Origin of the sequence: Bosea sp. NBC_00550 (genome assembly GCF_026020075.1) — a bacterium.
GTDB lineage: Bacteria > Pseudomonadota > Alphaproteobacteria > Rhizobiales > Beijerinckiaceae > Allobosea.
Window position 1 is genome coordinate 1,832,714 of sequence record NZ_CP102772.1, and the last position, 12,181, is coordinate 1,844,894.

General features: G+C 64.7%; 13 protein-coding genes and 1 pseudogene. 12 read left to right on the plus strand and 2 right to left on the minus strand.

Annotated features, from left to right (window positions below; genetic code table 11):
• Positions 1–63: 63 nt before the first annotated feature.
• Positions 64–753 carry a GntR family transcriptional regulator gene (locus NWE53_RS08735; RefSeq protein WP_265054848.1) on the minus strand — a complete coding sequence of 230 codons (690 nt, stop codon included), beginning with the start codon at positions 751–753 and terminating at the stop codon, positions 64–66.
• 188 nt (positions 754–941) lie between these two features.
• Between NWE53_RS08735 and NWE53_RS08740 the strand changes: the two genes are divergently transcribed.
• From NWE53_RS08740 to NWE53_RS08780, 9 genes are all read left to right on the plus strand, one after another.
• Positions 942–1,268 (plus strand): cupin domain-containing protein, encoded by a 327-nt coding sequence (locus tag NWE53_RS08740; protein WP_265053938.1) that lies wholly within the window; start codon positions 942–944, stop codon positions 1,266–1,268.
• Complete coding sequence (locus tag NWE53_RS08745; RefSeq protein ID WP_265053939.1) at positions 1,265–2,497, plus strand: NAD(P)/FAD-dependent oxidoreductase; 1,233 nt, start codon at positions 1,265–1,267, stop codon at positions 2,495–2,497. The genes NWE53_RS08740 and NWE53_RS08745 overlap by 4 nt, the downstream gene beginning before the upstream one ends.
• A gap of 428 nt (positions 2,498–2,925) precedes the next feature.
• A complete protein-coding gene (locus NWE53_RS08750) occupies positions 2,926–3,849 on the plus strand; it encodes an ABC transporter permease subunit (protein ID WP_265053940.1) in 924 nt (307 codons plus the stop codon).
• Positions 3,850–3,853: 4 nt separating this feature from the next.
• Positions 3,854–5,239, plus strand: a complete 1,386-nt coding sequence (gene livM / locus NWE53_RS08755) for a high-affinity branched-chain amino acid ABC transporter permease LivM (protein ID WP_265053941.1) — start codon at positions 3,854–3,856, stop codon at positions 5,237–5,239.
• Positions 5,239–6,093, plus strand: a complete 855-nt coding sequence (locus NWE53_RS08760) for an ABC transporter ATP-binding protein (RefSeq protein ID WP_265053942.1) — start codon at positions 5,239–5,241, stop codon at positions 6,091–6,093. The genes livM and NWE53_RS08760 overlap by 1 nt, the downstream gene beginning before the upstream one ends.
• Positions 6,090–6,821, plus strand: coding sequence for an ABC transporter ATP-binding protein (locus tag NWE53_RS08765; RefSeq protein WP_265053943.1), 732 nt, complete (start codon positions 6,090–6,092; stop codon positions 6,819–6,821). Before NWE53_RS08760 ends, NWE53_RS08765 begins: the two co-directional genes overlap by 4 nt.
• 125 nt (positions 6,822–6,946) lie before the next feature.
• Complete coding sequence (locus tag NWE53_RS08770; RefSeq protein WP_265053944.1) at positions 6,947–7,321, plus strand: DUF6867 family protein; 375 nt, start codon at positions 6,947–6,949, stop codon at positions 7,319–7,321.
• 129 nt (positions 7,322–7,450) lie between these two features.
• Complete coding sequence (locus tag NWE53_RS08775; RefSeq protein ID WP_265053945.1) at positions 7,451–8,566, plus strand: branched-chain amino acid ABC transporter substrate-binding protein; 1,116 nt, start codon at positions 7,451–7,453, stop codon at positions 8,564–8,566.
• A 176-nt stretch (positions 8,567–8,742) separates the two neighbouring features.
• Complete coding sequence (locus tag NWE53_RS08780; protein ID WP_265053946.1) at positions 8,743–9,294, plus strand: GNAT family N-acetyltransferase; 552 nt, start codon at positions 8,743–8,745, stop codon at positions 9,292–9,294.
• Here the strand turns inward: NWE53_RS08780 and NWE53_RS08785 are convergent.
• The gene (locus tag NWE53_RS08785) at positions 9,271–9,993 is read right to left on the minus strand and encodes an HXXEE domain-containing protein (protein ID WP_265053947.1); all 723 of its coding nucleotides are present in this window, start codon (positions 9,991–9,993) and stop codon (positions 9,271–9,273) included. The genes NWE53_RS08780 and NWE53_RS08785 overlap by 24 nt on opposite strands.
• Before the next feature lie 95 nt (positions 9,994–10,088).
• On the opposite strand from NWE53_RS08785, the gene NWE53_RS08790 reads away from it, so the two are divergent.
• From NWE53_RS08790 to NWE53_RS08800, 3 genes and pseudogenes are all read left to right on the plus strand, one after another.
• Entirely contained in the window at positions 10,089–10,268 is a 180-nt protein-coding gene (locus NWE53_RS08790) for a hypothetical protein (protein ID WP_265053948.1), read from the plus strand.
• 227 nt (positions 10,269–10,495) lie between these two features.
• A pseudogene (locus tag NWE53_RS08795) lies at positions 10,496–11,637 on the plus strand (IS30 family transposase).
• Positions 11,638–11,730: 93 nt separating this feature from the next.
• Complete coding sequence (locus NWE53_RS08800) at positions 11,731–12,147, plus strand: GFA family protein (protein ID WP_442864994.1); 417 nt, start codon at positions 11,731–11,733, stop codon at positions 12,145–12,147.
• Positions 12,148–12,181 lie beyond the last annotated feature (34 nt).

Here is a 12,181-nt window from a genome sequence, read left to right on the forward strand (position 1 = left end):
GCGGCGTCGGAATGAGGGGGCGCTTCGTCCATAGATATATCAGGACCGGCAAGAAGCTCGCCCCTATCGACCGAGCATCGCCAGAAGACCTTTGCGAAGATGCGCCATCAGGGCGTCGCTTGCCGCCATGGCCGCGGTGGAATCCGCGCCGGCAATCGCTTGGGCGAGCCCGCCATGGAGCAGCGCGGCAGGCACGAGGTCGTCCTGTCGTTCGAAATGATACCAGGCGCGCCGGATCAGCGCCTGCAGGGGCTCGACGGCGCGAGTGGCATAGGGGCTCCGCGCCGCCTGGCCGACCAGTGTGTCGAGTTCCTTGTCCAGCCGCGTATAGCCCGCGGCATCGCCCCTCTGGGCCGCCTGCCGCATGGCCTTCGCCGCCTCCACGATCGCGATCCGTTCGTCCGGACCGGCGCGCTTTGCCGCCTCGCCTACGACAAGACGCTCCAGAACCTCGCGCGCATCGAGCGCGGCGATGATGTCGATGGCGCTGATATCGGCGACGAGGACGCCCTTGCGCGGCAGGATCTCGACCATGCCATGCTGCGCCAGCCGGATCAGTGCCTCGCGAACCGGCGTGCGGCCGAGGCCGACGAGATCGATCAGCTGGGCCTCGGTCAGCCCGGCGCCGGGGCGCAGCGAAAGCGTCACGATCGCCTCCTCCAGCCGCCGGTAGGCGATATCGGAGAGGCTTTCTCCTGCCTTGGCGCCATGCCCCGCGCCGCGCTTCGCCTCGTCAGCCGCCTTTCGCTTCATCACGTCCCCATTCGCCGCCGCGGCAGCTTGACCGTTGTCGCGAGCTTGATATATCAAAAGAGATATATCAAGCTCGGTGGGCATTGGCGGCAAACCGCCTTGGGACAAATAGGCCGGCTCCTTCAGGCGGCATCCGATAGGCGATGCGGGCGGAACGCCGGCCGACGCTCTGGTGAGGAGACTTCTGGATGGCCTTCGCCTGCTCGATTCCCGCCATGCCGACCGTCCAGCAGGACGACGAAACCGTCAGGATCACGCGTTGGGATTTCGAGCCGGGCGCGGTGACCGGCTGGCATGAGCATGGCTGGCCCTATTTCGTGGTGATGCTGGTCGCCGGCACGCTGCGCATCCACAACGGCACCGAGGTCACGGACGTCCCGTTGGCGCAAGGCCAGTCCTATATGCGCCCGGCCGGCATCCGCCACGATGTCATGAACGGCTCCGATCATCCCATCGCCTTCGTCGAGATCGAGGTGAAGCAGCCTTCCGCCCTGAAGGAGCTCGCTCGCTCATGAAGGTCGCGATCGTCGGCGCGGGCATCGTCGGCGTCGCCGCCGCCCACGCGCTCCTCGACGAGGGGCACGAGGTGCTGATCGTCGAGCGCGAAGAGCCGGCCTTCGGTCCCTCGCGCGGCAACGCCGGCTGGATCGCCCATACCGACATCCTGCCGATCGCCAGCCCCAAGGTGCTGCGGCAGGTGCCGAGATTCCTCGCCGATCCGCTCGGTCCGCTCAGCATCCGCCCGGCCTATCTGCCGAAGCTGCTGCCCTGGCTCGCGCGTTTCGTGCTGGCCTCGCGGCCGCAGGCCTATGAGCGCTCGATTATCGGGCTCGCCGCGCTGCAGAAGCTCGCCTTGCCGGCCTGGCTCGCCCGCACTGAACGCACGAAACTCTCCCACCACATCCATCGCAAGGGCGGGCTATACGTCTTCGACGATGCCGGAGCGCTGGCCGCGGCGCGCAAGGTCGGGGAACGACAGGCCGCCTTCGGGATCAAGGTCGAGATGATCGGCGCAGACGAACTGCGCCAGCTCGAACCTGCCCTCAAGCCCGCCTTTGTCGGCGCCGCCTTCCACCCCGACGCCGCTCATATCAGCGACCCGCATCAGCTCACCCTTGCCCTGTTCGAGGCGGCGCTGGAACGTGGCGCCGTCTTCGAGAAGGCGGAAGTCACCAACGTCTCGCTCGGCGAGCACCCTGCCCTGATCGGCCCGGATGGCTGGCAGCGCGTCGTCGATCGCGTCGTCGTCGCGGCCGGCGCCTGGGCGAAGCCATTGGCAGCCGCGCTCGGCGATGCCGTCCCGCTCGACACCGAGCGCGGCTACAATGTCAGCTTTCCGGCTGTCACCGGCCTGCTGTCGCGCCCGGTCGGCTTCGAAGGCCACGGCTTCGTGGCGACGCCGCTCGACTCAGGCTTCCGCATCGGCGGTGCCGTCGAGTTCGGCGGGCTCAAGGCGCCGCCCAACCATGCCCGCACACGCCGCCTTTACGACAAGGCGGCCGGTCTGATCGACGGCCTGCCGCCCTTCGACAGCGGCAAGCTCTGGATGGGCTTCAGGCCGTCCCTTCCCGATTCGCTGCCGGTCATCGGCCCGGCGAGCCGGAATCCGCGCGTCATCTATGCCTTCGGCCACGGCCATTACGGCATGACACAATCTCACGTGACGGCAAATCTCGTCGCCGCCCTCGTCGCCGGAAGGCAGCCACCGATCGACCTCTCTCCCTTCAGCGCCACGCGGTTCTGACATGACGACGCCCGGCCCGATCATTCACATCCATGGCTGGCCGGGAACGGGGAAGCTGACGATCGTACGCGAACTGGCCAGCCTGCTTGGCGCTCGCCCGCCACGCCGATTGTCGAACGAGCATGGGAAGGTCCCTGGCAGCCCAACCGGCATCTCGAAAACCTATCTCGCGAGCTTGTCTGGCCTCTGGCGCACAGCGGCAGGCCGCGCAACACGCAATCATCATGCGCCAAAACCACGCTACGGCGCAGAGTATTCTGCACAATTTCGAGGCGTTTCGTTCGTAATTGCTTTTGACAGAAATTTGGCGCGGAGCGATTGTCGCTGGCGCAAGCCATTGGTAGCTCTGCATGGAAATCGCATCCCGCATGCGTCAGCGTCATGCTGATGACGAGAACGGGAGCTGGTTCGAGGGGTCGGCGTCGTCAATGGAAGTCTTTCTGCAGCAGCTCATCAACGGGCTGACACTGGGATCGATCTACGGTCTCATCGCCATCGGCTACACGATGGTCTTCGGCATCATCGGCATGGTGAACTTCGCCCACGGCGACATCTTCATGCTCTCGGCCTTCATCGCGCTGATCTTCTTCATGCTGATCACCGCGGTCGTCGGCACCGGGGCGGGCATGGTCATGCTGGCGCTCGTCCTCGTCCTGGCATTGGCGATGTTCTTCACCTCGCTGTGGAACTGGGCGATCGAACGCGTCGCCTACCGGCCGCTGCGCGGCTCCTTCCGCCTCGCCCCGCTGATCTCGGCGATCGGCATGTCGATCTTCCTGATGAACTTCGTGCAGGTCGTGCAGGGCCCGCGCAACAAGTCGATCCCGCCGCTGCTCAACAAGTCGATCACCCTGATCGATAGCGCGACCTACTCGGTGCAGATCTCCTACAAGCAGATCGTCATCATCGTGACGACGGCGGTGCTGCTCGCCGCCTTCTGGTACATCGTCCAGAAGACGCCGCTCGGCCGCGCCCAGCGCGCCTGCGAGCAGGATCGCAAGATGGCCGCCCTCCTGGGCATCGACGTCGACCGCACCATCTCGATCACCTTCGTCATGGGCGCCGCCCTCGCAGCGGTCGCTGGCGTGATGTACCTCGTGCTCTACGGCGTGGTGAACTTCGCCGACGGCTTCACGCCGGGCGTCAAGGCCTTCACCGCGGCGGTGCTCGGCGGCATCGGCTCGCTGCCCGGCGCCGTGATCGGCGGGCTGCTGATCGGGCTGATCGAGGTCATGTGGTCGGCCTATTTCACCATCGACTACAAGGACGTCGCCGCCTTCGCCATCCTGGCCATCGTGCTGGTCTTCATGCCCTCCGGCATCCTGGGCCGTCCCGAAGTCGAGAAGGTCTGACGCCATGGCGAAGCAACAGAGCACGGCCACGGCCGCGCCCGGCCGCGATTTCAAAGCGGCCCTCAAGGAGGCCGGCTTCGCCGCCTTCGTCACGCTCGGCCTGTGCATCCCGATCGTCGCCTGGGGCACGCGCCAGAACATGGACAACGTGCTGGTGCTCGATCCGCGCTGGGAGGCTGTCGCCTGGGCCGTCGGCATCGTCTTCGTCGGACGCCTGCTGGTGGCGCTGCGCCAGCAGGGACGCAAGGAAGGCAAGGCCACCGTCCGCATCCTGCCGCACGGCACCATCGCCTTCTTCCAGCGTCATTCGCGCGCCTTCTCGCTCTTCGGCCTCGGCTTCCTCGTCACCTTCCCGGCGATCGCCGTCGGGCTCGCCGGCTGGGGCGGCGCGCTGAAGTGGATCGACAATTTCGGCGTCCAGATCCTGATCTACGTCATGCTCGGCTGGGGGCTGAACATCGTCGTCGGCCTCGCCGGCCTGCTCGATCTCGGCTATGTCGCCTTCTACGCCGTCGGCGCCTATTCCTACGCGCTGCTCGCCAAGAATTTCGGCCTGTCCTTCTGGATCCTGCTGCCGATGGCCGGCATCCTCGCCGCCTTCTGGGGCATGCTGCTCGGCTTCCCGGTGCTGCGTCTGCGGGGCGACTACTTGGCCATCGTGACGCTGGCCTTCGGAGAGATCATCCGCCTCGTCCTGGTCAACTGGACCGAGTTCTCGAACGGCTATGCCGGCATCTCCGGCATTCCGCGCCCGACCTTCTTCGGCATCCCCTTCACCGCGGCGGATAACGGGTTCGCAGCGACGTTCGGGCTCGAATTCTCGCCACTCTACCGAACGATCTTCCTCTACTACGTCATCCTCTGTCTCGCCCTGCTGACCGCCTTCGTCACGCTGCGCCTGCGCCGCCTGCCGGTCGGGCGCGCCTGGGAGGCCCTGCGCGAGGACGAGATCGCCTGTCGCTCGCTCGGCATCAACACCACCAACACCAAGCTCACCGCCTTCTCGATCGGCGCAATGTTCGGCGGCTTCGCCGGGGCGTTCTTCTCGGCCCGGCAAGGCTTCATCTCGCCTGAATCCTTCGTCTTCATGGAATCGGCGGTCATTCTCGCCATCGTCGTCCTCGGCGGCATGGGCTCGCTCTGGGGCTGCGCCATCGCGGCGATCGCGATGGTCGGCGGCACCGAGCTGCTGCGCGAGCTCGAATGGATGAAGCAGATCTTCGGCAACGACTTCGACCCGACGAAGTACCGCATGCTGATCTTCGGCTTCGCCATGGTCGTGATCATGATCTGGAAGCCGCGGGGCCTGATCTCGACGCGCGAGCCCACCGCCTTCCTTGCCGAGAAGAAGGCGATCTCGGCCGATCTCGTCCAGGAGGGGCACGGCTGATGGCCTCCACCGCTTCCCACGGACGGGCCCTGCTCGAGGTCGAGCAGGTCACCATGCGCTTCGGCGGCCTCACCGCCGTCAACGCCCTCTCCTTCGCCGCCCGCAAGGGCGACATCACGGCGCTGATCGGCCCCAACGGCGCCGGCAAGACCACCGTCTTCAACTGCATCACCGGCTTCTACAAGCCGACGCAGGGCATGATCTCGCTCAACCATGACGACGGCTCGAGCTACCTGCTCGAGCGCATGCCGGACTTCCGCATCTCCTGGAGGGCCAAGGTCGCCCGCACCTTCCAGAACATCCGCCTCTTCGGCGGCATGACCGTGCTGGAGAACCTGCTCGTCGCCCAGCACAACCCGCTGATGGCCGCCTCGGGCTTCACCTTCCTCGGCGTGCTCGGCATCGGCGGCTACAAGGCCCGCGAGAACGAGGCGATCGAGAAGGCCAAGTTCTGGCTCAACAAGATCAACCTCACCCATCGCGCCGACGACCCCGCCGCCGACCTGCCCTATGGCGACCAGCGCCGGCTCGAGATCGCGCGCGCCATGTGCACCGATCCCGTCCTGCTCTGCCTCGACGAGCCGGCCGCCGGCCTCAACCCGCGCGAGAGCCTCGAACTCAACAACCTGCTGCTCTCGATCCGCAAGGACCTCGGGACGGCGCTGCTGCTGATCGAGCACGACATGTCGGTGGTGATGGAGATCTCCGACCACGTCGTGGTGCTCGACTACGGCACCAAGATCGCCGACGGCACACCCGCCGAAGTACAGGCAGACCCGAAGGTCATCGCCGCCTATCTCGGCGTCGACGACGAAGAGGTCGAAGTGGTGGAAGCGGAGGTCGGCATCTCGTGACTGTGGCCCAGCCTCTCCTCGCCGTCCGCGGCGTCAAGACCTATTACGGCAAGATCATCGCGCTGAAGGGCGTCGACATCGACGTCAACGCCGGCGAGATCGTTACCATGATCGGCGCCAACGGTGCCGGCAAATCCACCCTGATGATGACGATCTTCGGCAGCCCGCAGGCGCGCGAAGGCTCGATCACCTATGAGGGCCGCGACATCACCAGGATGCCGAGCCACGAGATCGCGCGTCTGGGAATAGCGCAGTCCCCCGAGGGACGGCGCATCTTCCCGCGCATGACGGTGTTCGAGAATTTGCAGATGGGCGCCGCCGTCCGCAACTTCGCGCATTTCGACGAGGATCTCGAGAAGATCTGCGTGCTCTTCCCGCGCATCAAGGAGCGGCTGCAGCAGCGCGGCGGCACGCTCTCGGGCGGCGAGCAGCAGATGGTCGCGATCGCGCGCGCGCTGATGGCGCGCCCGAAGCTGCTCCTGCTCGACGAGCCTTCGCTCGGCCTCGCCCCGCTGATCGTGAAGCAGATCTTCGAGGCGATCCGCGAGCTCAACAAGACGCAGGGGCTGACCGTCTTCCTCGTCGAGCAGAACGCCTTCCACGCGCTGAAGCTCGCCCATCGCGGCTACGTCATGGTCAACGGCGTCATCACCATGAGCGGCTCGGGCAAGGAACTCCTCGCCAACCCGCAGGTGCGCGCCGCCTATCTTGAAGGCGGCCGGCATTGAGCCCCGGCGGCCGGACGATGCGCCGGCCGCTGCAACTTTTTGATGAGAGACGGCTGCACGCCACCCATGCCATCGCTGTGGTGATGTCAGCCGCTTCCAAAGCCGAATGAAGCCGGGAGCAAGAGATGCAGGGCATCCTCTACGAAGAACCGACGGTCTGGCTCTTCCTGCTGGTCACGGTGATCATGGGCGGCTGGCTCGCCTGGATGTCGGGGCGCGCCATCGCGCTGACCTGGCGGCCGAACTGGCAGCTCGTCGTCTACATGCTGATCCTCGGCCTGTTCGTGCGCTTCATCCATTTCGCGCTGTTCCAGGCTACGCTGCTGACGCTGCATTACTACATCGTCGACACCATCGTGCTGCTGATCTTCGGTTTTGCCGGCTGGCGCTACAACCGGGCGAAGCAGATGACGCGGCAATATCACTGGCTCTTCGAGCGCACCGGCCCCTTCGGCTGGAAACCGCGCGCCGGGGCCGAAATTCGACCAGAATTGCTCTGAAGAGCTCACGAGCTTGTCGCGTGACACACCATCGAAAAAGCGCAAGACTGCGGCTTCCGGTGGCGAAAACGCGCCGAGACGGGCGGACCGTCCAGCCCGTTGATCAATCATAGAGGGGAGTTGCATCTCATGAAGAAACTGCTGTTGGGCGGTATTGCGCTTGGCGCGGTCCTCGCCATGTCCGGCGTGGCCAATGCGCAGATCAAGCTCGGCGTCGGCGGCCCGATCACCGGCCCCAACGCCGCGTTCGGCGCGCAGCTCAAGAACGGCGCCGAGCAGGCGGTCGAGGACATTAACGCCGCTGGCGGCGTCCTCGGCCAGAAGATCACGATCTCGGTCGGCGACGACGTCTCCGATCCGAAGCAGGGCGTCTCGGTCGCCAACAAGTTCGTCGGCGACGGCGTCAAATGGGTCCTCGGCCACTTCAACTCCGGCGTCACCATGCCGGCTTCGGAAGTCTATGCCGAGAACGGCATCCTGATGATCTCGCCTTCGGCCACCAACCCGAAGATCACCGAGCGCGGTCTGTGGAACACCTTCCGCACCTGCGGCCGTGACGATCAGCAGGGCAGCGTCGCTTCGGCCTATCTGCTGAAGAACTTCAAGGACAAGAAGATCGCCGTCGTCCACGACAAGACGACCTATGGCCAGGGCCTCGCCGACGAGACCAAGAAGGGTCTCAACGCCGGCGGCGTCAAGGAAGTGCTCTATGAAGGCGTCAACGCCGGTGAGAAGGACTTCTCGGCGCTCGTCTCCAAGATCAAGGCAGCCGGTGCCGACTACCTCTACTGGGGCGGCCTGCACACCGAAGGTGGCCTGATCGTGCGCCAGATGCGCGACCAGGGCCTGAAGACCGTGCTCGTCTCGGGCGACGGCATCACCACCGACGAGTTCGCCACGATCGGCGGCCCCGGCGTCGAAGGCACGCTGATGACCTTCCCGCCGGACCCGCAGAAGCGTCCCGAGGCGGCCGCCGTCGTCAAGAAGTTCGAGAGCAAGAACTTCAAGCCGGAAGCCTACACCCTCTACAGCTACGCCGCCGTCCAGATCATGGCGGAAGGCGCCAAGCGCGCGAACTCGGTCGATCCGAAGAAGATCGCCGAAGCGCTGCATGGCGGCCAGCCGGTCAAGACCGTGATCGGCGACATCGGCTTCGACAAGAAGGGCGACATCACCCGCCCCGACTACACCGTCTACACCTGGAAGAAGGGTGCCGACGGCAAGATCACCTATGTCGAGAACTGATCTCGACGGCTGATCCAGCCTGATATGAAAGAGCCCGCTCCGGACCGTCCGGGGCGGGTTTTTCTTAGATAGGCGATGGTGGCGCGGCGCCTGCGATGAATGCCGGCTAGGGGCGAAAGGCTGACGTGGCACACACAAGTGGCGATGTAGGTGTTGATGCCGTTCGCATCAGGCCCATGGTCGTCGGCGATGAGCGGTCGGTGCACGACATCCACAGCGCGTGCCTGACTCAAACGTTGTCGACGCTCTATTCCCCTGAACAGATCGCGGCTTGGATGCAGGGCCGGACGCCCGAGGGATATCTGAAGGCTGCGACATCCGGCGAGATCTTTTTCGTCGCAGAGACGGTCTCGGGCATAATCGGGTTTGCTTCATGGGAAGATGACGAGCTTCTGGCCCTCTTCGTACATCCGGATTTCCAGGGGCGCGGTGTCGGTTCGCAGTTGTTTGAAGCCTGCATATCGGACGCCATAGCCTCGGGCTCCAGCATCACTCGCGTGAAGGCGGCAAACGGCGCGGTGGCATTTTACGCCAATAGGGGATTTGTATCCGTCGCTCGGGGGAGCGTCGTAAAACACGGCGTCACGATCGAGGACACGCGTATGGTCATCGATCCAGTTCGGTTGGCGTCGCCTCGACGGGAACCGAACTGGAGAGGCTTATACGTCCGCGACGGGGTGGAAAGCGGACGCAGTGCCCGCGGCCTAATGCTCCGGAACTGGTCGTAGCAACTCGGGCTGGAAGAAACGGCTTGCAATTGCCGCTAAGATTATCGGCGCGAACCTGATCACGGCAGCATAAACCAGCAGGCCGGCATTGCCGATCAACCCAGCCTTGAAAAGCCCGTACCCGCCGAAAAGAAAGGCATGGGTAATGGCTCCAGCGGCGTAAGCAACACCTACAACCTTGCCGCTGTACGGCCCGCGGATCGCGGAGGCGTAAATGACCCAGACCGACAGCGGAACAAACAAAACTGCCGCCGTCCAGAGGCCGGTGTTGTAAGCGCCCTCCATGATGCCGCCCGCGGTGTGCACAAGTCCGTTTGCGAAGAGCAGCCCCCAGAAACTAAGGCCAATGAGTACGTTTCGTCGGAAAAGATACGCCGCTAATGGCGCACCAAACCACATCAAAGCGATGTTCACGACGGGGTAGAACGCCAGCGGGATCGGGCATTCTGGATAGGGCGGAAAGCCAATCTTCTGGCAGATCATTTCCTGAATGGAGTAGTCGAGGCCCAGCACAGGCAGGCTGTATTCCTCGAACTGATGCAGCCAGTACAGCGGCACTGCGAGCCAAACCAGCCACGCTGGATCCCACCAGCGGGACACCTTGGGATTGCTGCGGAACGTGTCGGTGGTCAGCAGGATGGCGAGCATTACAATCGCCCCACCCAATCCAATGAAGGGCCAAACGGTGTAAAACCACATGCGCATCGTCCCCCGGCACCTGTGTCAAGATCGTATTCAAGGGCCGGTCGGATTACCATTGTGTTTGAGACGTTCCGGGGGCGCCCTCAGAAGCGGTGAAGTACGTCATCCGGCGCTGGTACGATATCGGCTTGGCGATGGTCGTGCCCGTCGCAGTCTGGGCGGTCGAAGGTGACCTACTTCCGGTCCAGCGGATACTGCTGCTGAACTTCGCGGTGTTGCTGTTGCACCAATTCGAAGAGATGCGCTGGCTGGGTGGCTCGCCAGGGTTCTGAACGAGGTGTTCAATGGATATGGCTTCATGGCCGACAAAAACACGCGATACCCGTTCGACCCGCAGGAGATGGCAAGGTGGAACCGGGCAAAGCGTCTCACTCGGGCTGGTATCGTCCCCTTGCCCGGCGCAGACGCCTAACAGGCGGAGCTGAACGTCTCCAATGGGTGGTGGTCTCAATCGGTAATCGCAACACGCTACTTTTCCTTTGGAGATGGAGCGTGGGTGATGATGCAGCGGCGGCGGATCTACTATTCGGCGGCCCAGCGGGCTGAGATCTGGGATCGCTGGAAGGCCGGCGAGTCGATGAGTTCGATTGGGCGGCGGTTCGATCGGGAGTCCTCTTCGGTGTTCTCGGTGCTTTCGCCGACGGGCGGCATTCGGCCTCCAGACCGGCGGCGGGCGCCGCGGGCGCTCACTCTCAGCGAGCGGGAGGAAATCTCCCGAGGGCTCAGCACCCGCCGGTCGCTGCGCGTGATCGCTCGGCAATTGGGCCGATCACCGTCCACGGTCAGTCGCGAGGTTCAGCGCAACGGCGGGCCGGATCGCTACCGCGCGGCGCGCTCCGATCAGGCGGCCTGGGACCGGGCCTTGCGTCCCAAGCCGTGCAAGCTGGCTTGCCGACCCGGTCTGGCCCGGACAGTATCCGGCAAGCTGCAGCGGAACTGGTCGCCCGAGCAGATCGCCGGCTGGCTCAAGCGCACCTGCCCCCGGGAGCCACACAATCAAGTGTCGCACGAGACGATCTACCGCAGCCTGTTCATCCAGACCCGTGGGGTGCTGAAGAAGGAACTGCTGGACCACCTGAGGGCCCGGCGAACGATCCGCCGCTCCCGGCACGCCAGCCTGAAGCGGAACGGCCTGGGCCAGATCAGGGACGCCGTCTCCATCAGCGAAAGGCCGGCCTCCGTCGAGGATCGTGCGGTCCCTGGTCACTGGGAAGGCGACCTGATCGGCGGCTCCCGGAACAGCTACGTCGCCACGCTGGTCGAGCGGCATTCGCGCTACGTGATGCTGGTCAAGGTCGCCAACAAAGACACCGGGAGCGTCATCACCGCCCTGATCAAGGCGAACTCTATCAGTCCCTGACCTGGGACCGAGGCAAGGAGTTGGCCGACCACAAGCGGCTGGCCCTCGCTTCGAACGTCGAGGTCTACTTCTGCGATCCCAGGTCACCCTGGCAACGTGGCTCGAACGAGAACACCAACCGGCTCCTGCGCCAGTATCTTCCCCACGGAACCGACCTGTCCCTGCAAAGCCAGGCCCAGCTCAGCGCCATCGCCCGTCAGCTCAACGAACGGCCCAGAAAGACCTTGCTCTATCAAACCCCAGCCGAGAGGTTCGCCGAGTGTGTTGCGGCGATCAGTTGAGCCCGCCGTCGAAAGCGGGCGTCATGCAACGTCTAGGGAACCGACCCTGACCACGCGCCGTTGGTCTGTCGCCCAAGACGACGAGAACCCGGGATGCGCGAGATCACGATGAAACTGTCCGGTGGCTGCAACTGCGGACAGGTCCGCTACGAACTCGACGGCGAGCCCATCCGCGTCGGTATCTGCCATTGCGAGAACTGCCGGAAGGAGTCCGGCTCGGCCTTCTCCTTCTTCGGAATCTGGCCCAAGGCCAGCGCGATCCTGTCCGGCGAACTCAGCTGCTGGCAGAGTCGCGCGGGCGGCGATCGCTTCTGCCCGAAATGCGGCTCATCTCTGTTCTGCTGGAACGACGAGTCGGATGAGATCGAGATCAAGCTCGGCACGCTGGACGGGCCGCCCAGCGCGCTGCTGCCGGCCTATGAACTCTGGACCGTCCGCCGTGAGCCGTGGCTGGCGCATCAGAAGGGCGCAGAGCAGCATACGCGTGATCGGCAGGATTCCAGCGCCTGACCCGGTCCGGCGCGCTCATGACACGGACGGAAGC